This is a genomic window from Capnocytophaga canis, assembly GCF_043187445.1.
GTDB lineage: Bacteria > Bacteroidota > Bacteroidia > Flavobacteriales > Flavobacteriaceae > Capnocytophaga > Capnocytophaga canis.
In genome coordinates, this window is the sequence record NZ_CP171121.1 from 1,218,317 (window position 1) to 1,245,071 (window position 26,755).

Annotated in this window: 23 protein-coding genes, 1 tRNA gene and 1 pseudogene; 12 read left to right on the forward strand and 13 right to left on the reverse strand. The window is 35.7% G+C overall.

Features of this window, described 5'->3' with window-relative positions; all coding sequences use genetic code 11:
• Nucleotides 1-90 precede the first annotated feature (90 nt).
• The 8 genes from ACF3OB_RS05250 to ACF3OB_RS05285 all read right to left on the reverse strand — a co-directional run bounded on the left by ACF3OB_RS05250 (nt 91) and on the right by ACF3OB_RS05285 (nt 7,441).
• Nucleotides 91-1,875: an ABC transporter ATP-binding protein gene (locus tag ACF3OB_RS05250; RefSeq protein WP_119652541.1), complete on the reverse strand. Its 1,785-nt coding sequence runs from the start codon at nt 1,873-1,875 to the stop codon at nt 91-93.
• Nucleotides 1,876-1,910: 35 nt separating this feature from the next.
• Nucleotides 1,911-2,915 (reverse strand): DNA polymerase III subunit delta, encoded by a 1,005-nt coding sequence (gene holA / locus ACF3OB_RS05255; RefSeq protein ID WP_042010528.1) that lies wholly within the window; start codon nt 2,913-2,915, stop codon nt 1,911-1,913.
• 149 nt (nt 2,916-3,064) lie between these two features.
• On the reverse strand, nt 3,065-4,702 hold the full coding sequence (gene groL, locus ACF3OB_RS05260; RefSeq protein WP_042010526.1) for a chaperonin GroEL: 1,638 nt from the start codon (nt 4,700-4,702) through the stop codon (nt 3,065-3,067).
• Between the two features lie 52 nt (nt 4,703-4,754).
• Nucleotides 4,755-5,108: a four helix bundle protein gene (locus ACF3OB_RS05265; RefSeq protein WP_212896112.1), complete on the reverse strand. Its 354-nt coding sequence runs from the start codon at nt 5,106-5,108 to the stop codon at nt 4,755-4,757.
• Nucleotides 5,109-5,158: 50 nt separating this feature from the next.
• Complete coding sequence (gene groES, locus ACF3OB_RS05270; RefSeq protein ID WP_042010520.1) at nt 5,159-5,437, reverse strand: co-chaperone GroES; 279 nt, start codon at nt 5,435-5,437, stop codon at nt 5,159-5,161.
• A 209-nt stretch (nt 5,438-5,646) separates the two neighbouring features.
• On the reverse strand, nt 5,647-5,997 hold the full coding sequence (gene secG, locus ACF3OB_RS05275; protein ID WP_042010518.1) for a preprotein translocase subunit SecG: 351 nt from the start codon (nt 5,995-5,997) through the stop codon (nt 5,647-5,649).
• A gap of 3 nt (nt 5,998-6,000) precedes the next feature.
• Nucleotides 6,001-6,942, reverse strand: coding sequence for a hypothetical protein (locus ACF3OB_RS05280; protein WP_392448651.1), 942 nt, complete (start codon nt 6,940-6,942; stop codon nt 6,001-6,003).
• 4 nt (nt 6,943-6,946) lie between these two features.
• A complete protein-coding gene (locus ACF3OB_RS05285) occupies nt 6,947-7,441 on the reverse strand; it encodes an LptE family protein (RefSeq protein WP_042010513.1) in 495 nt (164 codons plus the stop codon).
• Nucleotides 7,442-7,594: 153 nt separating this feature from the next.
• On the opposite strand from ACF3OB_RS05285, the gene ACF3OB_RS05290 reads away from it, so the two are divergent.
• The 4 genes from ACF3OB_RS05290 (at nt 7,595) to ACF3OB_RS05305 (ending at nt 11,370) form a co-directional block, all read left to right on the forward strand.
• Complete coding sequence (locus ACF3OB_RS05290; RefSeq protein ID WP_052458194.1) at nt 7,595-8,872, forward strand: murein hydrolase activator EnvC; 1,278 nt, start codon at nt 7,595-7,597, stop codon at nt 8,870-8,872.
• Nucleotides 8,873-8,876: 4 nt separating this feature from the next.
• The gene (locus ACF3OB_RS05295) at nt 8,877-9,827 is read left to right on the forward strand and encodes a YihY/virulence factor BrkB family protein (protein ID WP_232745164.1); all 951 of its coding nucleotides are present in this window, start codon (nt 8,877-8,879) and stop codon (nt 9,825-9,827) included.
• A 124-nt stretch (nt 9,828-9,951) separates the two neighbouring features.
• Nucleotides 9,952-11,205, forward strand: a complete 1,254-nt coding sequence (locus ACF3OB_RS05300) for a 3-deoxy-D-manno-octulosonic acid transferase (protein ID WP_392448652.1) — start codon at nt 9,952-9,954, stop codon at nt 11,203-11,205.
• A gap of 91 nt (nt 11,206-11,296) precedes the next feature.
• A tRNA-Asn gene (locus ACF3OB_RS05305) sits at nt 11,297-11,370 on the forward strand.
• 199 nt (nt 11,371-11,569) lie between these two features.
• On the opposite strand, the pseudogene ACF3OB_RS05310 reads toward ACF3OB_RS05305, so the two are convergent.
• The 3 genes and pseudogenes from ACF3OB_RS05310 to ACF3OB_RS05320 all read right to left on the reverse strand — a co-directional run bounded on the left by ACF3OB_RS05310 (nt 11,570) and on the right by ACF3OB_RS05320 (nt 15,663).
• A pseudogene (locus tag ACF3OB_RS05310) lies at nt 11,570-12,482 on the reverse strand (IS1595 family transposase).
• A gap of 617 nt (nt 12,483-13,099) precedes the next feature.
• Nucleotides 13,100-14,302: an IS256 family transposase gene (locus ACF3OB_RS05315; RefSeq protein ID WP_095893597.1), complete on the reverse strand. Its 1,203-nt coding sequence runs from the start codon at nt 14,300-14,302 to the stop codon at nt 13,100-13,102.
• 521 nt (nt 14,303-14,823) lie between these two features.
• The gene (locus ACF3OB_RS05320) at nt 14,824-15,663 is read right to left on the reverse strand and encodes a hypothetical protein (RefSeq protein ID WP_042344692.1); all 840 of its coding nucleotides are present in this window, start codon (nt 15,661-15,663) and stop codon (nt 14,824-14,826) included.
• A gap of 144 nt (nt 15,664-15,807) precedes the next feature.
• On the opposite strand from ACF3OB_RS05320, the gene ACF3OB_RS05325 reads away from it, so the two are divergent.
• The 4 genes from ACF3OB_RS05325 to ACF3OB_RS05340 all read left to right on the forward strand — a co-directional run bounded on the left by ACF3OB_RS05325 (nt 15,808) and on the right by ACF3OB_RS05340 (nt 20,984).
• The gene (locus ACF3OB_RS05325) at nt 15,808-17,850 is read left to right on the forward strand and encodes an HD family phosphohydrolase (RefSeq protein WP_392448654.1); all 2,043 of its coding nucleotides are present in this window, start codon (nt 15,808-15,810) and stop codon (nt 17,848-17,850) included.
• 122 nt (nt 17,851-17,972) lie between these two features.
• The gene (locus ACF3OB_RS05330; RefSeq protein WP_392448656.1) at nt 17,973-19,424 is read left to right on the forward strand and encodes an amino acid permease; all 1,452 of its coding nucleotides are present in this window, start codon (nt 17,973-17,975) and stop codon (nt 19,422-19,424) included.
• Between the two features lie 244 nt (nt 19,425-19,668).
• The gene (locus tag ACF3OB_RS05335) at nt 19,669-20,646 is read left to right on the forward strand and encodes a M23 family metallopeptidase (protein ID WP_095912229.1); all 978 of its coding nucleotides are present in this window, start codon (nt 19,669-19,671) and stop codon (nt 20,644-20,646) included.
• A gap of 8 nt (nt 20,647-20,654) precedes the next feature.
• A complete protein-coding gene (locus ACF3OB_RS05340) occupies nt 20,655-20,984 on the forward strand; it encodes a MerR family transcriptional regulator (RefSeq protein WP_095912228.1) in 330 nt (109 codons plus the stop codon).
• Nucleotides 20,985-21,039: 55 nt separating this feature from the next.
• On the opposite strand, the gene ACF3OB_RS05345 is transcribed toward ACF3OB_RS05340, so the two are convergent.
• Entirely contained in the window at nt 21,040-21,840 is an 801-nt protein-coding gene (locus ACF3OB_RS05345) for a TrmH family RNA methyltransferase (protein WP_392448658.1), read from the reverse strand.
• Between the two features lie 305 nt (nt 21,841-22,145).
• Here ACF3OB_RS05345 and rpiB point away from each other — a divergent pair, with 305 nt between their 5' ends.
• The 3 genes from rpiB to ACF3OB_RS05360 all read left to right on the forward strand — a co-directional run bounded on the left by rpiB (nt 22,146) and on the right by ACF3OB_RS05360 (nt 23,730).
• The gene (gene rpiB, locus ACF3OB_RS05350; RefSeq protein ID WP_042005786.1) at nt 22,146-22,577 is read left to right on the forward strand and encodes a ribose 5-phosphate isomerase B; all 432 of its coding nucleotides are present in this window, start codon (nt 22,146-22,148) and stop codon (nt 22,575-22,577) included.
• Between the two features lie 23 nt (nt 22,578-22,600).
• The gene (locus ACF3OB_RS05355; protein WP_095912225.1) at nt 22,601-23,341 is read left to right on the forward strand and encodes a ThiF family adenylyltransferase; all 741 of its coding nucleotides are present in this window, start codon (nt 22,601-22,603) and stop codon (nt 23,339-23,341) included.
• Nucleotides 23,342-23,403: 62 nt separating this feature from the next.
• Entirely contained in the window at nt 23,404-23,730 is a 327-nt protein-coding gene (locus tag ACF3OB_RS05360; RefSeq protein WP_392448661.1) for a nucleotide pyrophosphohydrolase, read from the forward strand.
• 564 nt (nt 23,731-24,294) lie between these two features.
• On the opposite strand, the gene ACF3OB_RS05365 is transcribed toward ACF3OB_RS05360, so the two are convergent.
• Nucleotides 24,295-24,999 carry a DUF6261 family protein gene (locus ACF3OB_RS05365; protein WP_392448663.1) on the reverse strand — a complete coding sequence of 235 codons (705 nt, stop codon included), beginning with the start codon at nt 24,997-24,999 and terminating at the stop codon, nt 24,295-24,297.
• A gap of 477 nt (nt 25,000-25,476) precedes the next feature.
• Here ACF3OB_RS05365 and ACF3OB_RS05370 point away from each other — a divergent pair, with 477 nt between their 5' ends.
• Nucleotides 25,477-26,727 (forward strand): IS4 family transposase, encoded by a 1,251-nt coding sequence (locus tag ACF3OB_RS05370; RefSeq protein WP_095894317.1) that lies wholly within the window; start codon nt 25,477-25,479, stop codon nt 26,725-26,727.
• Nucleotides 26,728-26,755 lie beyond the last annotated feature (28 nt).

A 26,755-nucleotide genomic window follows, 5' to 3' on the forward strand; every position in this document is an offset into this window, starting at 1 on the left:
GGAGCGTTTTTAAAAACGCCCGATACGAAAGACACGCATATTTATCTTGTAAAAGAAGGGAGTTTGAAAATCGGATATTTTGTGAGCAAACTAATGCAACAAGTTCCTCTTTTGACTCTCTATTGGGGCATCGCGAAACTGTACCTCGTACAAATTTCGGTAGTATCCGTTTTCGAGTTTCAAAAGTTCGTCATGTTTACCCATTTCTACGATTTTTCCTTTATCGAGTACAATGATTTTGTCTGCTTTTTTCACTGTTGTTAATCGGTGAGCGATGATGATGGAAGTACGTCCTTGAGTGATTTTTTCTGTGGCTTCCTGTATCATTTTTTCGGAATGTGAATCGACGGATGAGGTGGCTTCATCAAGGATAAGTATCTGAGGTTTATTTACATAGGCACGAAGAAAGGCGATGAGTTGTCGCTGTCCTGCCGAAAGCATGGTACCTCGTTCTTTGACGTTATAGTGGTAGCCGTTTGGCAATTGCATAAAGAAATCATGTACTCCAATGCTCTTTGCAGCTTCGATTACTTCTGCTTCCGTGATATTCGTATTTCCGAGGGTAATATTGTTCAAAATACTGTCCGCAAATAGCAGTACATCTTGTAGTACGACTGCAATATGACTACGCAACGATGTTAACTGAACATCCTTTATGTTTGTATTATCAATATAGATTGCCCCTGCTTTAATATCATAAAATCGATTTAACAGATTGATAATCGTACTTTTACCTGCTCCCGTAGCCCCGACGATAGCAATGGTTTCACCTTGTTGCACCTCAAAACTGATTCCATGCAAAATTTCCTCTCCTTCAACATATTCAAAGTATACATCTTCAAAACGTATTTGCCCTTTAACTTCTGTAAGAATTGTAGTACCATTAACTTCACTGTCTTGTGTCGATTCCAAAATTGCAAACACACGTTGCGATGCTATGATTCCCATCTGCAAGGTATTGAATTTATCGGCAATATGTCGCAACGGACGAAAAAGCATCTGTGTCAGTTGAATGAATAAGAAAATAGTCCCTAAATCAAAAGTACGTTCAGTAACAGCGTTATAACCTCCATACCATACAATTAAAGCAATGGTTACGGATACCGCCAAATCCCCAACAGGAAAGAAAATAGAGTTGTACCAAATGGTTCGTAACCACGCTTTTTTATGTTTTTCGTTGATGGCTTTGAACTTATCTAACTCGACTCCTTCTTGGGAAAATAATTGCAATATTTTGATTCCTGAAATACGTTCCTGCACGAACGAATTCAGATTTGCCACCTCTTTCCGCACTTCCACAAAGGCTGATTTCATCGATTTTTGAAACCAACGTGTCATGTATAAAATGAAAGGCATTGTAACAAAAGATATGAGTGCTAATCGCCAATCAATCACAAACATAACTACTGAAATCACTACCATTTTCAGCAGATCACTCACAATTTCAAACAACCCTGAGCTAAAAACCTCACCGATACGTTCCGTGTCATTCACCGTACGAGTAACCAACACTCCTACCGATGATTTATCATAGTATTTCATTTTGAAACCCAGCAAGTGAGCAAACAATTTTTTACGAATATCACGAATAACGGATTGTCCTGTCCAATTAGCAAAATAAGAAAATAAAAACTGAATGAACACCTCTAAAAGTAGTAGTCCTAATAAAATATAAGTAACAACCAACAATCCTTCATAATTTTTAGCCGTAATATAGTCATCAATAGCTATTTTTATCATATACGGTTGGGCAGCAGAAAGTATTGATGCCATTATGGCAAAAAGGGCTACAAGAAAAAACGTAAGACGGTAAGGTTTTACAAATTGATATAATTGTATTAAAGTTTGTTTATTATTTTGATGTATTTTTGACATTTTCTTACTTCATTTAAGAAATCACATTAAATAAGTTATCTTAAAATTTTGATTACAAGCTCTTTAAGTAAATCAGATTGTGACATGTTTACCGAACCAACTCCTTTACTTTTCATATCAATTTCTCGCAACTTTTCAATGATTCCACTGACAGTTTTCATTGGATAGTTCCGAGCAGCAATGTGATATTCTTTCACAAAATATGGGTTTTTACCGAGAACCTTTGCCACATTTTGGTCAGATTGATCCGTAAGTCCGTGATAAGCTAGTAATTCTTGAAAAAAAGTATAGAGTGTTCCAAGTGTAACCACAATTGGGTTATCTTTCGGATTATCAGCAAAGTAGTTAATAATACGCATGGTTTTCAACTCATCACGCTCACCTAAAGCTCTACGAAGTTCAAAATTGTTAAAATCCTTACTGATTCCTATATTTTTTTCAATTATCTCAGGAGTAATTTCTGAGTTTTGTGGTACAATGATAGCTAACTTATCCAATTCATTAGCTATACGACTCAAATCGGTTCCTAAAAATTCCACCAACATTTGAGTTGCTTTGGGTTGTATTGTGTATTTTTTTTCTTTTAACACTTCTGAAATCCAAGGAATTACGTCTTTTTCATAAAGTTTTTTACTCTCAAGAAGCACACCGTTTTTTGCTAAACTCTTAACAAGTTTTTTGCGTTTATCCAAAGTTTTGTACTTGTAGCACATTACTAAAACCGTAGTAGGTGTACAATTCTCAACATAAGGAACCAAATCTTCAATAGAATTCCCTAAATTTTGAGCTTCTTTAACTATTATTACCTGATGAGAAGCCATCATTGGGAAGCGTTTGGCATTATTCACAATATCGCTTACCGACACATCTTGCCCATAGAGTATCATTTGATTAAATCCCTTTTCATCTTCCGATAGTACGTTGTTTTCGATATAGTTAGCAATTTCATCGATGAAATAGGGCTCATCTCCCATTAGGAAATAAATAGGGGCAATCTGTCCTTTTTTTATATTTGCGATAATGGATTTAGATTCTTTCATTTGTAGATAAATAGTAGAGTGCAAAGATAGTGAAAACTTCTTCGCAAACCCTCGCTGATTTCTAAAAATGTATATTAGGCTTCTAACAAAACAAAAAGGCCAACAAACAAAAGTTGTTAGCCTTTTTTATTATTCTTTCAAACTAATGATTACATCATTCCAGGCATTCCTCCGCCCATTGGTGGCATTCCTGCTCCTGCTTTTTCATCTTTTATATCAACCAAAGCACATTCAGTTGTTAAAATCATTCCTGCTACAGAAGCTGCATTTTCCAACGCTACGCGAGTCACTTTTTTAGGGTCAATGATTCCTGCTTTGAACATATCAGCGTATTGATCTGTTTTGGCATTATATCCAAATGTGTCACGCGATGATTCCGTCACTTTAGCTACAACTACTGAACCTTCAACACCGGCATTTTCCACAATCGTTCTCAATGGAGCTTCCAATGATTTTGCTACTATTTGGATTCCTGTTGCTTCATCTGCATTCACAGGTTTAAGTTTTGCTAAAACAGATTTTGCACGAAGTAAAGCAATTCCTCCACCAGCTACGATACCTTCTTCAACAGCAGCACGAGTTGCGTGAAGAGCATCATCAACGCGGTCTTTTTTCTCTTTCATCTCTACTTCCGAAGCGGCACCAACGTAAAGAACAGCTACACCTCCAGAAAGTTTTGCCAAACGCTCTTGCAATTTTTCACGGTCATAATCAGAAGTTGTTACCTCAATTTGAGCTTTAATCTGATTTACACGAGCTTTTATTTGTTCAGCATCACCAGCTCCATTTACAACAGTTGTATTATCTTTGTCGATAGAAACTTTTTCTGCTGTACCAAGCATATCAATGGTTGCATTCTCAAGAGTAAATCCTCTTTCTTCAGCGATAACTGTTCCTCCTGTTAAGATAGCGATATCTTCCAACATTGCTTTTCTTCTGTCACCAAATCCAGGAGCTTTTACAGCTGCAATACGAAGTGTTCCTCTCAATTTATTAACCACCAATGTAGCTAAAGCCTCTCCGTCAATGTCTTCTGCAATGATTAACAACGGCTTACCTGATTGAGCAACAGGCTCTAACACAGGAAGTAAGTCTTTCATTGTGGAGATTTTCTTATCGTACAATAAGATGTAAGGTCTGTCCAATTCAGCAACCATTTTCTCTGAATCTGTCACAAAGTAAGGAGATAAATATCCTCTATCGAACTGCATTCCTTCCACCACATCTACGTAAGTGTCAGTACCTTTAGCCTCTTCAACAGTGATAACACCTTCTTTTCCTACTTTTTCGAAAGCAGCGGCAATCAACTCACCGATAGTATCGTCGTTATTTGCTGAAATAGAAGCCACTTGACGAATTTTCTCAGAAGAAGAACCAACTTCTTTTGCTTGTTTTGCTAAATTCTCAACGATTTTTGTAACAGCTTTGTCAATTCCGCGTTTCAAATCCATCGGGTTTGCACCAGCAGCAACGTTTTTCAAACCTTCTTTAACGATGGCTTGAGCCAAAACAGTGGCAGTAGTAGTTCCGTCACCAGCCAAATCATTGGTTTTTGAAGCGACTTCTTTTACCATTTGAGCTCCCATATTTTCAAGAGCATCTTCTAGCTCAACTTCTTTTGCTACAGTTACACCATCTTTGGTAATATGAGGAGAACCAAATGATTTACTGATAATTACATTTCTTCCTTTCGGACCTAAAGTAACTTTTACTGCGTTTGCTAATGCGTCAACGCCACGTTTTAAGCCTTCGCGGGCTTCTATATCAAATTTTATTTCTTTTGCCATTTTTATTTCTTTGCTTTTAGCGGTTAGCTTTTGGCCATTAGCTTTCCGCAGATTATTTTATTAATTTATTACGTAATGATACTAATTGTTTTTTGATTAAGATTAAGTCATTATTCAAGATTTCAAAATTATCTTGGCTGATGTAACCCAAATCCTTTGCTAATAACAATTGATTTTCAGCTTCATTTGATGAACCAAGAGCAATATTGATAAAATTTGCGAATTCTTTTTCGGAAACTCTGCCCGCTCCTTCCGATATGTTATACGAAATGGATGCAAAAGATCTTCTTATTTGTGAAGTGAGTCCAAAAATTTCTTCTTTTGGAAAGTTTTTAGTGACTTGATAAATATTTAAAACCAAGCTGTGGCTTAACTGCCAAACTACAAATTTTTTGAAATCTCTCATTTTATTTTGGTTCTTGCTAATAGCTAAAAGCCAACAGCTAACAGCAATGTTTAAATCACTGCCAAAACATCATTCTCTCTCATAATGAGATAATCTTTTCCTTCTAATTTAAGTTCAGTTCCTGCGTATTTCCCATAAAGAACTACATCTCCTACTTTCAAGGTAACAGGATTGTCTTTTGTTCCTGCTCCTACTGCAACCACAGTACCTTTTTGTGGTTTTTCTTTTGCGGTGTCAGGAATGATAATACCTGATGCCGTAGTGGTCTCAGCTACCGCTGGTTCAATGACAACTCGGTCAGCCAACGGTCGAATATTTACTTTTGCCATATTTTTATATTATTTTTGTGTTTAAATTTTATTTGCTTAAAGTCAGAAAGTATGCCAAATTAAAATATACTGACATAAAGTCAGTTTACTGCCCAAAACATTCCTCTCTTGATATTTTATTCAACTTCCTTAAATTCTGAGAAAAATCCGAAAAGCACCTTACAAAAATGCGAGGTGCTTGTAAAATAGATAAGACTTTTATACTTCTTTTAGTTCGCTGTTTCAGAAGTAGTTCCCGGTTGCTCTGAGCTGTTAGCAGGGGCATTCAAGATGTTATTTTCAATCGGAGCTCCGTCTAATAATCTTGAATCAGAATCTGTTCCTGTTTTGGACTGTAACAAAGTGTTAGCAATCAAAATCAAAGCTGCCAAAAGCGTTGCAAAAGTCCAAGTACTACGCTCTAAAAAGTCACCTGTTTTTTTAACTCCTCCAACTACTTGTGTGTTACCACCAAATGTTGAAGAAAGTCCCCCTCCTTTTGGATTTTGAACCATAATAACCAATCCAAGTAGCAAACATACTACTACGATAAGAACTAAAAAAATGTTGAATGCTGTCATTTTTTATAAATTATTTTGTTGTAAATTTTTTATTTTTTGTATTTGGGCTGCAAAGTAAGCACTTTTTTCTGGATTTTTCAAAATTAATATTTCATAAGCCTGAATTGCTAACTTAAATTTTCGCTGATTTACGTAAACCTGAGCTAATGTTTCGGTCATCAGTTGCTGTGGATCACTCTTAACTTCATCAGCTAAATTCACGTTTGATACATAATCTTTTGACGGCTCTATTTTAGGATTGTTTTCCAAAAATTTGTCAATGAGACGAAACTTTTCTGCTATCTTATCTTCCTTATTTTCAATCTGTTTGTCATGATCTCGTTGCAAAACCTCGTTTTCTTCGGAAATTTGCTCTATCCACTTAGGAATAGACTCAAATGGCTTGCCCGTTTGTTTGTTTTGTTCTTCTTGAGATGAAGTTGTTTTAGCCTCTTGCTTGGGGACGAAGGTTGGATTAAAATCTTCCATTTTCCCAAATGGATTTGCAAAATTTTCATCTTGCTTTTCATTTTTTGGAATTTGAGGCATAAAATTCGGCACATGTGAGAATCCTTCTTGTCGCTGTGGAGGATTCATTGACTGTGGCTGTTGTGGTAAAATCACTGGTTGAGACAGCGGAATTTCTTGTTGTGAGGGCTTAACTATCGATTGTGGCTGCTCAATTCTACGTTCAAACAATTGCCTTGTAAATTCTTGAATTTGAGTGTTTTTGTCTGTTGAATGAATAAAATCATATAAAATGGAACGGTCCAACACGTGAACCGATGCTAATTTTAGTGCTTTGGAATAACGGTAATCCCCTTGTGTATGCAACAACTTTAGTTGCAACATTCGAGCCGCTTGAAAAAATGGATATTCCTGCACGATGTTATCTAACTCGTGTGCTTGCCGTTCATTAATGGTATGCGGATTTTTTAATATTTCAACAAACTCTTTGACAGTCATTGCGTTACCAATCTGCTAATGAGGCGTTAAAGATATCCTGAGTGATACGTTCAAAAATTTCAGGGATGGCTGTTCCTTTTACGGCACTGAGTTGACTATTCCCTGGATAGTCATAGTAATGAGAAAAACGTTTTTCAAAATCTTTATTCTCTTCGGTGTTGTTTGTGAAACGCACATTAACCGAAATTGTCAATCGGTTTTGGGCTGCTGTTTGTTGAGCTGTTGCCGTCATTGGGGCAATACTGAAATCAATAATTTCGCCCTCGTAAACCAAATCAGCATTCCGATCGGTCAAAGACAAATTCGTCTGATTGTTAATCAAATCCTGTAGTGCAATAGTGAAATCCCTATCTAAGCCAGGCTCTACAATGGGAGCATCATTACGAAAAAAATTCACTTGAAAGGTTTTCGCGTTTCCAGTACTACCTCCCGTAAAATTGTAAATTCCACAGCTAACCATGGCCGTTAGACACAGGGCAAATATCAAAAACTTTCTCATCAATCTACCTAAATAAGTTTCGCAAGGTACACCTTTTTTTTTAATTACACAAGATGTGATGCAAAAAATAGGTGCAAAAAATAAGGATTCATAGTGTTTGTTTTACTTTTTGTTGTATTTTTGCAACTAACAATTATTCCTGAATACAAATCCATGTCACTTCAAAAACATACAACCTTATTTGTTCGTCTTCTGCAAAAAGTGTTTTTTTTGTTGTTTTTCGTTTTATTTTCACTTGGAGGAACGGCTCAAAATAAACAGAAAGAGTTGGAAGAACGCAAAAAAGCACTCATTGAACAGATAAAACAGATGTCTGTACTGCGTTCACAACAGGCAAAACAGCATAAATCGACCGTTTTGCAGATTGAAGAAACCAATGAAAAAATCCAGATGCGCTCACGCCTTATTCAAATTACACAACAACAGGCAAATTTACTGTCGAAAGAAATTGATGAAAACGAAAAACAATTGGGCTCACTCAAAAAAGATTTGGATTTTCACAAATCAGAATACGCTAAACTCATCGAACAATCGTACAAAAGCAAATCCTCTCAAAATCGATTGATGTTTTTATTATCGTCGGAAAGCTTTTGGCAGGGATACAAACGTTTATCCTACATGAAGCAATATGTGGATTATCGGAAGAAACAGGTTTTTCTCATTCAAGACAAGTCGAAAAGAATCAAGGAAGTAAACCAAAAATTGGTTTCGCAACACCAAGAGAAAAAGGTAGTTTTGGAGGAAAATCGGCAAGAACAACAAACTCTTAAAGGTGAAAAAAAACAACTAGAGGAGTTAGCAACAACCATACGCAAAAAAGAGCGTGATTATGAAAAACAAATCCGAGAAAAACAAAAACAAGCTGATGCAATTGACCGAGAAATTCAACGATTAATTCGCCTAGCCATTATCGAAGCAAATCGAAAAGAACGAGAGCGATTGGCAAAAAACAACAAAAACGCGAAATCTTCGTCAGAAAACGCGGTTTTTATGCTTACACCTGAATCAAAAAAAGTTGCTGATAGTTTTGAGGCTAATAAAGGAAATTTGATTTGGCCTGTGGTGAAAGGATATAAATCACAAGGCTTCGGGGAGTATAGCGACCCTGTGTACCCAAGTTTGAAACACTACAATAATGGGGTAACCATAGCTACTGAACCTGGGGCTGAAGCAAGGGTAGTCTTTGAAGGTGAAGTGTCTGCTATTCAGTCTATTCCAGGAAGCAATAAAGTGGTACAGGTACGACACGGAAATTATATCACCATCTATTATAACCTAACTGATGTATATGTAAAAAAAGGAGATAAAGTCAAAGCTCGTGATTTTTTAGGAAAAATATTCACCGACAAAAACGGAAAAACGGAAATGAAATTCTTCCTTTATAAAAATACAACTCGTTTAAATCCAGAATTTTGGATACATAAAATGTAAGAAAATGATAAAAAGAATTGTAAATAGAATTACTAATAATCCTTTTATTAAACTATTAAAAACTTCGGGAATGGAATTCATGGATGATAATTGCCTCAAATTGAGTGCATCACTGTCCTATTCTACCATATTTGCATTGCCCTCATTAGCTATTTTGTTAATCTCTTCCGTAGGACTGTTTCATGATTCCAGAGAGGTTTCGGATGAATTCTTCCTACAGATAGCCAATTTGGTAGGCGAAAAATCGGCAGAGCAAATACAAGAAGTCATATTAAACATGAACTTTGATGGGTCAAATCAAATTGCTTATTGGGTAAGTATTGGAACTCTGTTGTTTACCGCATCAGCTGTTTTTGCGGAAATTCAAAGTTCTATCAACTATATTTGGGAACTAAAGGCTAAACCTAAAAAAGGAATAATCAGATTCATTATCAATCGATTACTTTCTTTTGCCATGATTGGAGCCTTAGGGTTTGTACTATTAGTGAGCTTGATTATCAATACGGTCATCGACCTCCTATCTAGGCAACTTGTTAGATTATTTTCTGAAAATACGGTTTATATTGCTCAACTAATTAATGTTGGTATCGTATTTTTGATCGTGACAATCATCTTTAGCTTTATATTCAAAACACTCCCCGATGGAAAACTAAAGTGGAAAGATACGTTTATCGGCGCAGCTTTCACTTCTGTTTTGTTTATGTTGGGTAAATTCATTATTGGAAATTATTTGGTAAATACAGCTAAATTAGACGTTTACGGGGCTGCAGGTTCAATTTTAGTATTGTTGCTTTGGGTTTATTACTCAGCAATGATTCTCTATTTTGGAGCTGTTTTCACGAAAAACTACTCCGAGCAGTACGGAACTCCTATTGAGCCAAGCAATTACTCTGTACGAGTAATCATAAAAACGGAGGAAGTTACCTATGCAAAAGAGAAAAATAAATCAGCCTAAGGAAAATGACTTGAAGATTATCTTACCTTCTGCAATTGATCTGTGCATTTATTTTTTTTATAATCGGATGCTTTTGGGAGAAATGAGCCTTTCAAAGTCGGAAAAGTAAAATATTAAAAAAAACATGGTTATTTTATATACAATAAGTATCTACTTTTTAGGATTTATTTTGCATATAGTAGCATTGTTTAATCCCAAAATACGCCTCTTTATCAATGGAAGAAAGGATATTTTTAACATATTACAGTCAAAAATAGCTAAAAATCAGGATTATGTATGGGTTCATGTTGCCTCTCTTGGTGAGTTTGAGCAAGGATTGCCTGTGATTAAAGAACTCCGAAAACATTATAAGATTGTGGTGACTTTCTTTTCTCCTTCAGGTTATGAAGTACGGAAGAATAGTCCTGAAGCTGATGTGATTGTCTATTTACCATTGGACACACCTCGGAATACAAGAAAATTCATAGATATTATACAGCCCAAGATGGCTGTCTTCGTGAAATATGAGTTCTGGTATCACTATCTTATTACTCTGAAAAAGAGGAATGTACCTACTTTCTTATTGTCAGGAATATTCCGTGAAAAGCAGATTTTTTTCAAGCCTTACGGTGGCATGATGCGCAATGCACTACATTGCTTTAGCCATTTTTTTGTACAAAATCAAAAATCAAAACAATTATTACAATCGATTGGTTTTGAAAACATTACAGTTAGTGGAGATACACGATTTGACCGAGTTACTGAAATTCTACATCGAGATAATCACTTGGATTTCATTGAAAAATTTGTAGGTAACTCCCTCTGCGTGGTATTTGGTAGCTCTTGGGAAGAGGACGAAAGTATCTATGTGGATATAATCAACTCAGGCAAGGAAAACATAAAATATATCATAGCACCTCATGATATACATACTGAAAAAATTAATGCTTTACGAGAAAAAATACATCTGAAAAGCGTTTTGTTCTCTGAGAAAAAAGACTTTAACACATCTGATTTTCAAGTGTATATTCTAGATACGGTGGGTATTCTAACCAAGGTGTATAGCTATGCAGATATTGCTTATGTGGGAGGGGGTATGGGCAACAGTGGTCTGCATAATGTTTTAGAACCTGCTGTGTTTGGAATTCCAGTCATCATCGGGAAGAATTATGAAAAGTTTAATGAAGCTAAAGAATTGGTTGAAAAAGGTGGAGTCATTTCTGTAGATAGTAGTAAAAAACTCCAAAAAGTATTATTCTCACTAATTGATTCTCCCATTAGACGAGCTGAGATAGGAAATATTAATAGAACATACATCCAAAATCAAAGTGGAGCAACTCAAAAGTTTATGAATTTCGTCAAAAAAAACATATGTAAATCAGATAGTTATAAAAATTAACACTTTTTAAGATTGATTTTTTTTGATTATTTGTTGCAGAAATCAAAATTTGTTGTACCTTTGCAATCGCAAATCAGAAATGAAAACAAATTCCTCCTTAGCTCAGTTGGTTAGAGCATCTGACTGTTAATCAGAGGGTCACTGGTTCAAGTCCAGTAGGGGGAGCGAATAAAAAAGCACTTACAAAAATGTAAGTGCTTTTTTTTATTTATAGACTGAAACATAGCTGAAACATTTTTTGTAACTTTGGAAACTCTAAACTACACACATTATGATTCAAAGCACCAGCCAAAAACCAATAGCCTTTTTTGAAGAAGTAGCAACCTACAACGAGAGCAACATATTATTATTTTGAGTTCCACACTTAACTACATATCAAATTCCGGTGATGAACAGGTTTCTTCTCAATCATTCGTTTGATGAGATTATTGAGTATATTATCTTTCGATTGAGAACGGTTAATTCGGCATGAAAATTCAGCCAAATATCTATCCATATTGAAATCTGAAACTCGACAATAAATCGTTCTCAACCAACTTTTTACTTGGTGTATTATGGTATGTAAAATAGGAAAATTCTTCCCTTTATTACTCGGTATTTGTTTGATATTGAAATCTTTAATAGGTCTGTAACCTTTCCAATCATCAGTGGTCACTTGGGCGGATTTATCAATATGTTTATCAAAAATTGTCCGTAATGATTTGGCAGAATAATCTTCTATTTTATTAGCATAGAATCGTTTAACCTTCCCATCATCAGTTAGTTCTATGGCACAAACAATCTTTTTTTTCTTTGAATCGTAACTCCTACCTTGTTTGCCATCTTCTTTCCCTCCCACAGTAAACTCGTCCACTTGAACTTGACCATTCATTTTATGTAATTCATTGGATTTCATTGCTTCACGAACTTTGTGCATAAACAATCGAGCCGTATTTTCGGTAATTCCATAACGAACAGAAATTTGTAAAGCTGATAGGTTTTTAGTGGTTGCACACATTTGACTTCGTCGAATCTTCGATTTCAAAACAAATAAAAAAAGCCTTACGAAGCCCGAATTTTACTTTGTGAAAAAGTGTTCCTGCCGTAGGGCTTTCTGTATCAGAACAAATGTTACAAGTTCTTGAAAAATCCTTGCGGATTTGGCTTTTTGTATGCCCACATTTACGACAAACAAAGCCTTTTTCCCACTTCCAATGAGCTAAATATTCTTCACAATCTAAGTCGGTTTTGAAGCGTTCAGTGAACTCTAAAAGATTTTGACCGTTAAAAATTTCCATAACTACCTGATTTTATGAACTGCAAATATATGAAATTATATGAGGAACTCAATAAAGCTTTTATTACTTGAAAACACAAAAACAGATTTTCGTAAGATAAAATTAAGATATGGCGGAAATTTCAAGAAACAAAATCTAAATTTTTCTTTTATAAAAATTTTTTTTAATTTAGCACCATAAAATTTGAAATAAAAAAGCATTAGCTTTTGTTCTGTTGTTAGGAATCTGGTCAATTCTCTAAAAACGAATACGGAATGAAAAGTTGATGCCTGCGTGATATTGCGTGGGCTAATATTTTTCTGTATTCGTGAGGCAAGACCAGAGCCAACTAACAGCAGATAAAATGTTTCCCACGCTTTTTATTTTCAATTGATTGTAAGAGCGTTAGCTTTATTCTGCTGTTAGAAATCTGGTCAATTTCAATACACGAAACAGAATAGGTTAGCCTACAAAAGGTAAAGGGAACATTTTTATGTTTCCTTTGCCGTGTGCTAAATTTTCTTCACGAATAAAGCTGTTTGTTCCACGCTTGTGGTAGTAATGTTGCTTTTGGAACAGAGTAACACAGAGGACACTATCCCTCTAAGTGTGTAAGTTAAAAAGTTGGGGTTAAGTTTTTATAGTTTGAGTCTTTGTGCAAATATAAGCATAAATTGGTTTAAGACAATCCCCCAATTTTGGATAGGCATACTCCACTTTTTGGTAGCTTCTCTCAAAGCCAAGAAAACGGACTTTTGCACAGCTTCGTCTGTTGGGAAAGACAGCTTGTTTTTGGTGTATTTCCGAATCTTACCATTCAGATTCTCAATAAGATTGGTTGTGTAAATAATTTTTCTTATCTCTAACGGAAAATCGAAAAATACGGTCAATTCGTCCCAATTGTCATACCAAGATTTGATAGCATAGCCGTATTTTGACTCCCATTTTTGGGCAAAATCCTCCAAAGCAACCTTGGCAGCTTCCTTGTTAGGGGCAGTATAAATGTGTTTCATATCGGCTGTAAATTCTTTTCTGTCTTTGTAAACCACATACTTACAAGCATTCCTAATCTGATGAACCACACATATTTGCGTTTGTGATTGGGGAAAAACCGTGCGAATGGTTTGCGTAAATCCGTTTAAATTATCGGTGGCAGTAATGAGAATATCTTCCACTCCACGAGCCTTTAAATCAGTGAGAACGCTCATCCAAAAGGCGGAACTTTCATTCTTTCCGAGCCACATTCCTAAAACTTCCTTTTTTCCCTCTCGATTCAAGCCCACAGCAAGGTAAATGGTTTTGTTGACAACTTTTGAGTTCTCACGAACTTTAAAAACGATGCCGTCCATCCAAACAATCAGATACAGCTCGTCCAACGGGCGGTTCTGCCAAGCGACCATTTCATTGGTAACCGCATTGGTAATCCTTGATATTGTGGAAGTTGATACTTCAAAGCCGTACATTTCTTGGATTTGTTCTTCGATGTCGCTCACGCTCATTCCTTTGGCATAGAACGATACGATGATGTTTTCCAAACCATCGATAACGTTCTTGCGTTTAGGGACTAACATTGGGTTAAAACTACCGTCTCTATCCCTAGGAACTTGGATTTGTTCTTCGCCAAAGGAAGTTTTTATCTTCTTGGAAGTGTGTCCGTTACGATAATTTCCATCTTTAGTTTTGTCGTGTTTTTCGTTGTCCAAGTGAACGTCGAGTTCGGCATTGAGCATATGTTCCACCGCTTTTTTGTGGAGCTCTTTAAAGAAACCTGTCAAGTCCTCAGCAGTCTTAAATGACTTGTAAAATTCTTTGCTGTTGAGCAATTCTTCCTTGTTAATCATATCTGTTTAAATTATGGGTCAAAAATAGTTAAAAAGTTATTTCCGAAATTTTTTTTGAGCTTTTAAGGGCTCAAAAAATTTCAGAATAACTTTTCAACTTACACAGATTATGGGATACTCCCAAAATTAAGCCTAGAATAGGCTATACTCATACATAATGTCCAACGTTTTTCAGTGTCTTTCAACCGTCTTGTGACCCCGTTTTTCTCTTCTTTAATAATACTTACAATCACAAAAATAGTTTTCGGCTTATGCAAGACATTTTTCAGCGAACACTTCTCAGTTCTATAAATTTCTTCTTCAAAAAGAATTGATATTTTCAAAAAACATAAATAAATTATAGCGATTTTATTGGGATTCTTTTCAAGTCATTTTCTTTTAAATGAAAACCTTTATGCTAAGTGATATTTTTTTATTTCAAAGAGAATTTGCTCCGATGTAGGAGTGTCGTGATGAGTGATTTCTTTCAAATAAAATCCGAAAATAAGTGAGTTTAGTTTTCTCATTGCTGAGAAGAATTTTTACTGTACTTTCTCTCTTTGAGGAGAATCTTTATCTTTTAGGAAAACAATATTTCTCATTCCCACAAATTCGTATGTAGTTCTTGATTTTAGGTGATACAACTCAATGGTTTGGTCATTAATTACTCGTAGTTCAAAAACCTCTGTATCGCGACCGTACAGCAAAATCAATCGTTTAACATCTTTAAAGTTAGTACTTTCAATGCGGTATGTTCCAAATCCGATTAAGTTACTGTTGTAAAGCGAATGTTTAGTTTCAAAGGCATATGCTCCTTTATTATTAAAAAAGAATAAAAAGTTTTCTTGATCAAACGGATTTTCTAATCCTTGCACACTCGTATGTGATTTTTGCCAAAATTCATACTCTTGCAGAAAATATGCGATATTATCGAAAAATAATTGATTGTAGTCAAATTTAGCTTTTCGGTAGCCGATCAATCGATATACTGCATCGGAATCCAAATCAATCAGATCAATTTCATTGGAAGATATTTGTACTACTTTGAAGTGGAAAACACCATCTCTGTCGTGCGAAATGGTCAGATGATCACCCGAAGTATTGTAACGACCAATCCTAAGACCATAGCCGTTCCCTATAGTGCCTAATCCTACCAAATTGTTATTTGCAGTCACTTCTGTGTTGTAATGAAATGTCATTGTAAAGGCACGGCTAAGCATCGGAATACGAGCGTTACCCATTGTTTGATTAATATCAATATGCCACAAATCAAATGAATGTAAAAACTCATGCAAATGTAGTCTATTGTCGTATTTGTCGTCCACAGAGCAACTTGACAGAGTTAGTAACATTAAAATAGGTATGATGAATATTTTTTTCATATCACAACGTATTAAGTAATTCTTTCTTAAATCGTTATATCAATAGGTATGCCAAAGTTGGATGTGATTATTTTTTTTTACAGTTCGCAAATCTATCATTTTTTTCGTATATTTGCCTATTACAATTCTATTTTTCATTACATTATGAAACAGTTTCGTTTTGCATTATCCTTGCGGAAATCAACTATATTTAAAACTTTCCTCTTTTTGGTGGCCTTAATTTTAATTGTCCAAGTGTTTCCAAAAAAAGCTAAATTTAAATATGAATTCCAGAAAGGTAAGCCATGGCAACATGAAACGCTCTACGCTCCATTTGATTTCTCTTTGAAGAAATCGGACGAACAAATCACAGCTGAAAAACGTGCAATAGAAGAGAAATCTGTGGTTTACTATAAAAAGGACACCACTGTTTTCCAAATTTCACAAGTAAAATTTGATGACAGAAAAAATCAGTACTTCCGGAATATTTCACAAGAGAAAAAAGAGAAGTTATTCAGCAAAGGTGCGGATTTTTTGAAATTTGCATATCAAAATGGAGTAATGATTTCTTCAGAATATGTCAAAGGAAGCAACCTAACAATGATTCAGCACAATAATGAAGTTTGTGAGTTGCCGATTGAACAAGTATTCTTTTTGGATGAATTAAATGCCAAAATCCGTAATTTTTTTGAAGAGAATGAATACGCTAATTTTACAGATGCGTATTATGATTTATTTTTCGAAGTTCTGCAACCCGATATTAAAATTGATCAGAATTTCACACAAAAAGCCTTGGAGGAAAACCTTAAAGAAATTGTTTATACACGTGGATGGATAAAACAAGGTCAACTTATTATCGCCAAAGGAGAAATGATTGAGGGTGAAAAACTGAATGCTCTTAATTCGTTACAAGCTGAATATCAGTCAGAAAATTGGAATCAAAGCAACTACTATTGGTCGTTACTTGGCTATTATGTTTTGGTTGGGATGGTACTATTTCTAATGGGATTGTATTTGCGAATTTATGAACGCAAAATATTCAAGAACAACACTAAAATTTCAGTAATTCTGTTTAGTGTGTTGTCAATAATTTTGTTGGTAAGTTTCATCGCTCATCGGTTTCCAGACTACATTTATTTGGTACCTGTAGGGATTATTGTGCTGATTCTCAAGTCATTTTTTGATTTGAGAACGGTTATTTTTGTTTTTATAGTTACTGTTTTACTATTGGGCTTTGTTGCTCCAAATAGTTTCCAATTTATTGTAATTCAGATTATTGCAGCATTAACAATTATTATTACCCCAAAAGGACTACATTACCGATTGAATAGTTTTGTGTCGGCAGCTCTCATAACGGGAACCTATTTGATAACTTATATTGCTTTTCATTTTATCACAGAAGGAAGTTATCAGAATATAGACATTTCTTTGCTTACACTCTTTATTCTCAATGGGATAGGAATTCTTTTTTCCCAACCATTGACCTACATTTATGAAAAAGTATTTGGATTAGTGTCCGATGTTTCACTCTTAGAGTTGAGCGACACCAATTCCAAATTGTTACGAGAACTTTCCGACAAAGCACCGGGAACTTTTCAACATTCGATGCAAGTAGCCAATTTAGCTGAAGCCGCCGCAGCCAAGATTGGAGGTAACACTCTATTGGTTCGTGTAGGAGCATTATATCATGACATAGGAAAGATGCTAAATCCAATTTATTTTATTGAAAATCAAAAAACAAGCATTAATCCACATGATAAGTTATCTCCTTTGCAAAGTGCAAAAATTATTATTAATCACGTAACTGATGGTGTGGAATTAGCCCGAAAAAATAAACTACCAAAGCGAGTAATTGATTTCATACGTTCGCACCACGGAACAACACTCACGTACTATTTTTATAAAAAGGAACAAGAGCTGAATCCAGATTGTCAAGAAGCAGATTTTAGATATCCCGGTCCCGCTCCTTTTTCAAAGGAAACCGCTATTTTAATGATGGCAGATTCTGTTGAGGCTGCTACAAAAAGTCTCAAAAATCCAACTTACCAAATGATAGACGAGTTTGTAGATAAAATCATTAAAAAGCAATTGGATGAAAATCAGTTTGCTAACGCAGATATTACACTTAGAGAAATCGAAAAGGTAAAGCAAGTCTTTAAAAATAAATTAACGAACATTTATCACGTTCGAATCGCTTACCCAGAGTAGAAAGATTGTATCTCTTAGGAAATTTAGTAAACAAAAACGTTATTTGTATTTTTTTCAGGTAAGAACATTTTATTTTGCGAATAAGAATCTTTCTTCTATTTTTGCTTACTTGAAAAATGACTATGGAAGATACAAATAAAAATCAAGAGCTACGCAGGGGGCTGTCCAACAGACACATACAGCTTATTGCTTTGGGAGGAGCTATTGGCACAGGACTTTTTTTAGGTATTGGTTCAGCCGCTGTTCTGGCTGGGCCTTCCGTTATTTTGGGCTATGCCTTGGCAGGCATTATAGCCTTTTTCATTATGCGACAGTTGGGGGAGATGGTAGTTGAAGAACCAGTTTCAGGATCGTTCTCCTATTTTGCCTATAAATACTGGGGAAATTTTGCAGGTTATATCTCAGGATGGAATTACTGGGTGTTGTACATTTTGGTTTCCATGGCTGAACTCACTGCCATTGGTGTTTACGTCCGCTATTGGTGGCCCGAAATCCCGTTATGGGCATCAAGCGGATTTTTCTTCTTAACCATAACGGCACTCAATTTAGGTTCGGTAAAATTATTTGGGGAGGCCGAATTTTGGTTTGCTATTGTGAAAGTAATCGCGATCATTGCCATGATTCTATTTGGAACCTACTTGCTTTTATCAGGTACAGGTGGAGCAGAAGCTACGGTTGAAAATTTGGTAAATAACGGTGGTTTTTTTCCGAAAGGATGGTTTGAAAAAACTGACAGTGGCTACCAAGGACTTTTAGCTGTGATGGCAATCATTATGTTCTCCTTCGGTGGGTTGGAACTCATCGGAATTACTGCCGCTGAAGCCGAAAATCCAGAGAAGAACATTCCCAAAGCTACCAATCAGGTGATTTACAGGATATTAGTTTTCTACATTGGAGCGTTGATAATCCTTTTCTCATTAGCTCCGTGGGAAACTATTACCACGAACACAAGTCCCTTTGTGACGGTTTTTGATAATTTGAAAGGATTGAATTTCTCTCTTTTTGGGAAAGAACATTCGGTTACTCATTTGATTGCTAATACGTTGAATATTATAGTTTTAACAGCTGCTCTTTCCGTTTATAATTCTTCAGTTTATAGTAACAGTCGTATGCTTTACGGGCTTTCTGAACAGGGCAATGCACCAAAATTTTTGAAGCATCTAAGTAAAAACGCTGTTCCAATCCGAGCTATCATAGTATCGAGTTGCTTCGTAGCGTTGTGCGTTATCATCAATAAATTTGTACCTGAACAGGCATTTAATATTTTGATGTCGTTGGTAGTTTCATGCTTGATTATCAATTGGGTGATGATTTCATTTACCCATATAAAATTCCGAAAAGTAAAAAACCAAGAACAAGTAAAAGTTAAATTCCCATCAATTTTATATCCTTTTTCTAACTATGTGTCTATTGCTTTTTTGACAGCTATTTTAGGCGTGATGACCCTAACGGGGATGTTGCTTTCTGTGCTATTGATTCCCGTTTGGATTGGAGTTTTAGGACTTAGCTATTTTGTAATCAAGAGGTCGTCAGATAGAAAAAAGACACGTAATAAATCAACCAATTTTAATTAGATTTTCTAGAATTTCAGTAAGTTTTTGTTTTATAAATTTTCGGATATATGTTCAACATCAATCGTTGCTGAATGATCTAATTTGCTTATTTGTTTAAAAAACATCTTATAACTTTTTCCAAAATTAGAGAAAGCTATATGTATTTTTTTCTTACCTTTGCCCTTATCGGCAATGGTTTTCACACGAATCATCTGTTAGTAATTCAAATTATTTTACAAACTCAGTGTGAGAATAAAAATATCCTATGAAAAAAGTAAAATATTATTACGACCCAGAAACGCTTTCTTACAAGCGTATTGCAAGTAAAAAGCGAACAAAGATTAGAAATATTATCCTTTTCTTGGTAGCTTCGGCTCTCTTTGGAGGGATTACGATGTTTCTGATGATAAATATGCGTTTTTTTTATACTCCTCGAGAACTTTCGTTGCAACGAGAAGTAAAGCAATATGAAACCCAATACCAAATCCTAAATAAAAAAATGGAACAAATGGAAGAGGTGTTAGCCAATATTCAGGAGAGAGACAACAATATGTACCGTTTGTATTTTGATGTAGCTCCTATTCCTGAAGAGCAACGAAAAAGTGGTTTTGGAGGAATAAATCGCTATGAACACCTTGAAAATTTCGACAACTCTAAGTTGCTTATTGCTACCACCAAACGTTTAGAAATTTTACAAAAGCAATTAGTAGTTCAGTCAAAATCCTTAGATGAAATTGCAGGGCTTTCTAAAGAGAAAGAGAAATTCTTAGCATCCATTCCTGCGATACAACCAGTTGATAATAAAGATTTAACACGAATAGCTTCTGGCTTTGGGTGGCGAAATGATCCTTTTACGAAAGCGAAAAAATTTCATAACGGAATAGATTTCACAGCACCCACAGGCACACCTATTTACGCCTCAGGCGATGGGGTTATCACACGAGCCGATGACGCTTCCTCGGGGTATGGAAAGCATATTCGTATCGATCACGGCTATGGCTACATAAGTCTTTACGCCCATTTGAATGACTACAAAGTTAAGGCAGGACAACGCGTTAAACGAGGAGAACTAATTGGCACAGTCGGTAATACGGGACGCTCACAGGCTCCTCACCTGCATTATGAAATCATTAAAGATGGGGAGCATATCAACCCGATACATTTCTACTACGGTAATTTGTCACCTGATGAATATGCCGAAATGTTGAGAGTTTCAACTCATGAGAACCAATCTATGGACTAAGTATCTTTATGGAAATAAATTTACCTGAAAAGTTGTATTACACCATAGGTGAAGTTGCAAAAGCCTTTAATGTAAACACTTCACTACTACGTTTTTGGGAAAAAGAATTTGGAATAATTAGTCCAAAAAAGAATCTCAAAGGAAGCCGAAAGTTTTCTGCCGACGATGTGAAAAAACTACAGTTGATATATCATCTGGTTAAAGAAAAAGGATTTACCCTTGAAGGTGCTCGTCAAAAACTGAAAGAAGGGCATGAGCAGGTTTTATCTAATTACGAAATCATTGAGAAATTGGAGCATATTAAACGCAATTTAATTCGAATTAAAGAGGAATTGTAGCATGGATGTGCTTATCAACGGCTACTATAATTAGAGTGCTTTTTGGAAGCAAAACTTACATACTTCGTTGTCTCTTAGCTTCAAAAACTAATATGGCGGCGGCTACTGAAACGTTCATTGAGTCGATAACTCCTTGCATCGGGATGATTATGTTTTGGTTGGAATTGGATAGCCACTCTTCTGTAAGTCCTTCGTCTTCTGTGCCGACAACAATAGCAACTCCTTGATTAAAAGAAACTTCTGTGTAAGGTTTTGATGCTGAGAGAGCTGCACAAAAAATATTAATTCCTTGACCTCTCAAAAAATCTATGATTTCAGTAGTTGTTCCCATCGCAATGCTTGTTGTAAAAACGCATCCCACACTTGAACGGATGATGTTCGGATTATATAGATCCGTTTTCGGGTTTGCAATCAACACCGCATCAACTCCCGCTGCGTCTGCCGTACGTAACAGAGCGCCGATGTTCCCAGGTTTTTCAGGAGCTTCGGCAACTAAGATTAGAGGTTTTGTTTTTTTGAGGTGTAAGTCGCTCAATGAATGTGATTTAGCAACCGCTACAGCAATCACACCTTCTGTTGATGAACGATAGGTAAGTTTCTCGTAGACTTCTTTGGATATGCAAATGCACTCAGGGGAGGATTTGGATTCCAGAAGTAGTGACTTCAGTTGGGCTTCCGAAAAAATATCTTGTTGAAAAAGAATCGTTTGTAAAGTATACCCACCCTTGATGGCCAATGTTATTTCACGAGTCCCTTCAATAACGAAAATACCTTCTTTTTTTCTGTTTCGAGATTTCTCTTGAAGCAAAAGTAATTGTTTAATTAAGCTATTTTGAGTGCTTGTTATCTCTTTCATAAGATGCTATGTTGTTTATTTCTTATTCACGTCCTATAACTAAGTAGTACTCCGAAAACGGAAGGGGTCATTTCAAATGTCAAAAACTCTAAATTATGATTATTTGACCATGCGTAAATCAATTGATATATTTTTTGTGAAGATAAAATCATTGATTTCCGTATTTTTAATTTCCGATGGAGTTCCATTTGATAGGAAGCGGTGCAAAGGTATGAAATATATTTTGTTTCACATTTCTAAAGTTGAATCACTATTTTTGCTATTTCTATTGTTTTTTCTATTTTTGTTGCTTTAAAACAGATATAATGAAAATAGCCATTGGGAATGACCATGCAGGTCCTGCTTACAAAAAAGCCATTGTAGATTATTTAGAAAGCCGAAGTATAGAAGTTATCAATTTCGGTACAGACACCTTTGACAGTGTTGATTACCCCGATTTTGGGCATAAAGTGGCTGAAGCTGTGACTACCAAGCAAGTTGATTTAGGTATTGTCATCTGCGGAAGTGGCAACGGAATAGCCATCACGGCTAACAAACATCAGGGAATCCGGTGTGCATTGTGTTGGACAAAGGAAATCGCAGCGTTGGCACGTCAGCACAATGATGCCAATGTGGTAAGTATTCCAGCCCGATTTACAGCCATTGAACAAGCTGTTGAAATTGTAAAAACTTTCATAGAAACTCAGTTTGAAGGAGGAAGACATACCAACCGAGTGAATAAAATTAGCTGTGCGTAACATACACCATACGTATATATTGTATGAAAAATTGGTTAGAACGCACAGAACTCTTGGTCAAATCCGAGGGAATTGAACGACTGAAAAAGGCAAACATTCTTGTTGTAGGTTTAGGAGGCGTAGGTTCATTTGCTGCTGAGTTTATCGCTCGAAGTGGTGTAGGTAAGATGACCATTATTGACGGAGATGTGTTTGATGTAACGAATATCAATCGACAGTTACCTGCCTTACAAAGTACCGTTGGTAAATCTAAGGCTGAGGTGTTGGCTTCTCGATTAAAAGATATCAATCCTGAGTTGGAGCTCACTGTTTTAACAGAATTTTTGTCCCCAGAAAGAGCTTTTGAAGTTGTTACCCCCGATTTTGACTACGTTGTAGATTGTATCGATAGTATTACCCCAAAGCTAAACCTAATTCTTTCTGCTCGAGCTAAAAGAATTAAACTCATTAGCAGTATGGGAGCTGGAGGAGCTCTTGATCCTTCCCAAGTGAAAGTCGCAGATATTCGAAAAACACGTGACTGTCCCCTGGCACGAAACATTCGAAAACGACTCAAAAAAGAAGGTATCCACTCTGGTTTTAAAGCAGTTTATTCCTCCGAAGTAGCTTCCAAAGATACTATGCAACAAACAGATGGTACGAATTTCAAAAAATCGTTCTATGGAACCATTAGTTATATGCCTGCAGCATTTGGTTTACATGCCGCTGCTACCGTCATCAACTATTTGCTTGAAGGAAAAAACGAACCAGAAGAGGTGTTGTAATAAAAAATGTAGTAAAATAGTTTAGAAATCTTCTGTTTTCTGAACGCTATTCCTTGACATAAATGAATATAAAAAACGCACAATTAGAAGTTGATAATTGGATAAAAGAACATGGAGTTCGTTATTTTAATGAACTGACCAACATGGCTCAACTTACCGAAGAAGTAGGCGAGGTAGCTCGTATCATTGCTCGTAGATATGGTGAGCAATCCGAAAAAGAAAGTGACAAACAGAAAGACTTAGGCGAAGAACTTGCTGACGTGGTTTTTGTGGTACTTTGTTTGGCAAACCAAACAGGCATAGACCTGCAGGAAGCCTTTGATCAAAAAATGGACAAAAAAACCAAACGCGACCACGACAGGCATCACAGCAATGAGAAACTCAAGTGATTGATTCGCTTACAGTCTAAAGGAAGTGGTTTGGTAAACTTATGACTTTTTAATTTACAAAGATTGAGTCCTTTGCAAGACCCTCCATTTCCTTTTCCTAACTGGTTTTAAATAATTTTTGAAACGATTTTTTAGAAAATCACATATTTAAAAACAGAAAACAGATGATTTTTTGATGTTTTTTTGTCAATTTTTCGAGTGTTTTTCCTTAAAAAATAGCCTTTTTTTTCATTAAAAGGCGTAAAAAAAAGGAGATTTTGGTTAAAATTGCTTCAGAAAAATTGAGAAAAAACGATGAAAAAGAACACAAATTTGAATTTTCAGAAACACATTTTCTAAAAAAAATCATCTTAATACAAAAAAATAGAAAGTAAACGGTTCTTGTAAAGGTCTCTAAATGATTGAAACAATCCTTTAACGAATATATTTTCAAAAAGTCAAAATAAAACCTCGCTCCAAGAGTGAATTTGACGAGGTTTGTTTCACTATTTGTTTACCATTATTGTTAATCCGTAATTTATCTCGATATGATTTATCTAATTTAGTAGCGGGAGGCGTATTCTTTTATGTTTTCTTGCTTCTACCACTGATGGCAGCGTTGATGGTATTGATTATTTGTGCCACCGTGTCGGCAAAGTGCGTAAATGCTTGGGGATTGACGAAACTTGCCGAAGTTAAATACGGAATCAGTCCGATGTTGATTTGCTTTAAAAGTTGCTTTTTAAGGTCGGCAGATTTAGGGCGTTTGCTCTGTGTTGCGAGGTTTTTGTCGTGGATTAAACGCTTTTGGTCAAAATCAGCCTGAGCTGTTTTAAGGGCTTCGATGGTGGAAGCGATGCCTTCGAGTGCCGAAATATCGGTTTGTAGCGTAGGTTCGGCAAGGTCCTTCAGAAGCGATTCAATATGTGCCGACTCCACCGCATAGCTTTCGCGAGTAATTCTTACGCCATATTTGGAAAACACCGCGTAGAGCCTTTCGCCCGATTTGCGAAGGTTTTCCACAGGAATGTTAGCATAACTTTTCAGATATTTTTCGAGCTGACGCACCAATTCATCACGCACATCATCGGCTTTATCCACCTCCGAAAGGATTTTGTCACTTTTGATGGCTTGTGAAAGGGCTTCGGCGAGGGGTTCAATCTGTGCGAATACGGGTTTTAGTATGGGGTCGTTTGCTAACGCCGTTTCGCTTTTATAGAGCATCACCAATTGCTTGGCGGTATCTGCCATTTCAGTGATGCGGGCGGAAGGTTTTAAGATTTTTAACATAACTAATTTTGTTTTTAAGATTTATACTGATGTTACAAAGCTATGTAATTTGTTTTTAATAATCAACGATTTAGATTTATTTTAACATTTCAAAAAAACAAAATGAATTTATGCTTAAAGCGTTTTACATAAAATATTTTTTTATTTTACTAATCGCTGAAATACGCCGTGTACAATTGTATTTTTGGCAAATCACTAATGAAATAGGTTATGTATGATTGTATTTTCAGTAAATCACGAGTGAAATGGATTATTTACGATTGTATTTTTAGTAAATCATTGGTGAAATGGGTTGTATATGATTTTATTTTTATTAAATCGATGATGAAATGGAATCTGTATAATTACATCTCAAATATTTTACGTAGGAAATAGAATTTGTTAGGTTTTATTTCAGTACACAACTATCCGAAACTTTTAAAATAAAAGTTGCCTGAGAATGTTGTATATTTGAAAAATTCCCATTTTTTTTCAATTATGGCACTCTTCAGGCGAAGCAAAAATACAAATAAACCCGTAATCAGACAAATTTTAGATCTCATTCCTGCGCATATTTTAAGAGCGGAAATCGCTAAACATCAGTCCGATAAGGGAAAGTCTACCTATAAAACTCGCGACCAATTGGTGGCACTAACTTTCGGACAGCTGAATAAATGCTATACGCTATCCGACATAAGTTGCGGATTATCAGTAAGTAGCACTTTCCTAAGCGATCTCCAACTCAAACAAAGTCCCGCAAAATCAACAATGAGTGATGGAAACAAAGTAAGACATTATGCAGTATTTAAAGATTTGTATTCTAGTCTTTTAAAGTATTACAAACACTCTTTAAAAGCCAAACATCAAAGTCATATCATCGATGAAATCCAAAACCACAAAATAAAAATCATTGACAGTACTACCATTAGCCTGTGTTTAAGTCTTTTCAACTGGGCAAAATTTCGGACAGCTAAAGGCGGACTCAAAATTCACACCGTTTGGGACGATCAACTTGGATTGCCTGAAATGGTCAATATCACCGAAGCTAAAACACACGATAGCAAAGGATTACAACAAAATATCTATCCGAAAAACACCATCATTGTTGAGGATAGAGGCTATTTTGATTTTAGTTTGATGCTCGGCAGAATCCATTGCCAAAATACTTTTGTTACGCGAATTAAGTCCAACACGCTCTACCAAAGTTTTGAAGAACGAGACCTGCCTGATGAAAAAGACCACGACATCCTCAAAGATGAAATCATCGTTTTGACCTCAAAAAAGGCGGTAGAAAGTGGTATTGATCAAGAGAAATTACGTTTGGTAACGGTTTATAAGCAAGACGGCAACAAAACCATAGAAATCATCACCAATAATATGGATTGGACGGCGAGAACCATTGCGGATTTGTACAAAAAACGATGGGATATTGAGTTGTTTTTCAAGGCGATGAAGCAAAATTTACAGATAAAAACTTTTCTTGGCACGAGTGAAAATGCGGTGAAATCACAGATTTATGTATCTTTGATTTGCTATCTTCTGTTGGAGTTGATAAAGCGATTTTATAGCGATAAAAAGACGGCATTTAGTAATTTTTGCGAGAAAATAAGGGTGTGTCTTATGCACTATCTGACGCTGAATTATGTTTGCAACGAACTGAAACCTATCGTAAAAAAAGTGAAAAAACCACCTGAAAACACACTCTTTGACAGAGATAATTCCGCACAACAAACAAGTCTGCCCTTATAAATAAAGGGTTGACAAGGAATTTTATGAG

Excerpts from the sequence above, each read along its gene's own strand:
- ACF3OB_RS05285 (WP_042010513.1), bottom strand. The coding sequence starts at position 7,441 with ATGAGAAAGTTTTTGATATTTGCCCTGTGTCTAACGGCCATGGTTAGC.
- ACF3OB_RS05320 (WP_042344692.1), bottom strand. The coding sequence starts at position 15,663 with ATGAAAAAAATATTCATCATACCTATTTTAATGTTACTAACTCTGTCA.
- ACF3OB_RS05290 (WP_052458194.1), top strand. The coding sequence starts at position 7,595 with ATGTCACTTCAAAAACATACAACCTTATTTGTTCGTCTTCTGCAAAAA.
- ACF3OB_RS05345 (WP_392448658.1), bottom strand. The coding sequence starts at position 21,840 with ATGAAAGAGATAACAAGCACTCAAAATAGCTTAATTAAACAATTACTT.
- ACF3OB_RS05280 (WP_392448651.1), bottom strand. The coding sequence starts at position 6,942 with ATGACTGTCAAAGAGTTTGTTGAAATATTAAAAAATCCGCATACCATT.
- ACF3OB_RS05365 (WP_392448663.1), bottom strand. The coding sequence starts at position 24,999 with ATGTTAAAAATCTTAAAACCTTCCGCCCGCATCACTGAAATGGCAGAT.
- ACF3OB_RS05315 (WP_095893597.1), bottom strand. The coding sequence starts at position 14,302 with ATGATTAACAAGGAAGAATTGCTCAACAGCAAAGAATTTTACAAGTCA.
- ACF3OB_RS05370 (WP_095894317.1), top strand. The coding sequence starts at position 25,477 with ATGGCACTCTTCAGGCGAAGCAAAAATACAAATAAACCCGTAATCAGA.
- ACF3OB_RS05300 (WP_392448652.1), top strand. The coding sequence starts at position 9,952 with ATGGTTATTTTATATACAATAAGTATCTACTTTTTAGGATTTATTTTG.
- ACF3OB_RS05295 (WP_232745164.1), top strand. The coding sequence starts at position 8,877 with ATGATAAAAAGAATTGTAAATAGAATTACTAATAATCCTTTTATTAAA.
- ACF3OB_RS05335 (WP_095912229.1), top strand. The coding sequence starts at position 19,669 with ATGAAAAAAGTAAAATATTATTACGACCCAGAAACGCTTTCTTACAAG.
- ACF3OB_RS05250 (WP_119652541.1), bottom strand. The coding sequence starts at position 1,875 with ATGTCAAAAATACATCAAAATAATAAACAAACTTTAATACAATTATAT.
- ACF3OB_RS05330 (WP_392448656.1), top strand. The coding sequence starts at position 17,973 with ATGGAAGATACAAATAAAAATCAAGAGCTACGCAGGGGGCTGTCCAAC.
- groES (WP_042010520.1), bottom strand. The coding sequence starts at position 5,437 with ATGGCAAAAGTAAATATTCGACCGTTGGCTGACCGAGTTGTCATTGAA.
- ACF3OB_RS05340 (WP_095912228.1), top strand. The coding sequence starts at position 20,655 with ATGGAAATAAATTTACCTGAAAAGTTGTATTACACCATAGGTGAAGTT.
- ACF3OB_RS05325 (WP_392448654.1), top strand. The coding sequence starts at position 15,808 with ATGAAACAGTTTCGTTTTGCATTATCCTTGCGGAAATCAACTATATTT.
- rpiB (WP_042005786.1), top strand. The coding sequence starts at position 22,146 with ATGAAAATAGCCATTGGGAATGACCATGCAGGTCCTGCTTACAAAAAA.
- ACF3OB_RS05265 (WP_212896112.1), bottom strand. The coding sequence starts at position 5,108 with ATGAGAGATTTCAAAAAATTTGTAGTTTGGCAGTTAAGCCACAGCTTG.
- secG (WP_042010518.1), bottom strand. The coding sequence starts at position 5,997 with ATGACAGCATTCAACATTTTTTTAGTTCTTATCGTAGTAGTATGTTTG.
- ACF3OB_RS05355 (WP_095912225.1), top strand. The coding sequence starts at position 22,601 with ATGAAAAATTGGTTAGAACGCACAGAACTCTTGGTCAAATCCGAGGGA.
- groL (WP_042010526.1), bottom strand. The coding sequence starts at position 4,702 with ATGGCAAAAGAAATAAAATTTGATATAGAAGCCCGCGAAGGCTTAAAA.
- holA (WP_042010528.1), bottom strand. The coding sequence starts at position 2,915 with ATGAAAGAATCTAAATCCATTATCGCAAATATAAAAAAAGGACAGATT.
- ACF3OB_RS05360 (WP_392448661.1), top strand. The coding sequence starts at position 23,404 with ATGAATATAAAAAACGCACAATTAGAAGTTGATAATTGGATAAAAGAA.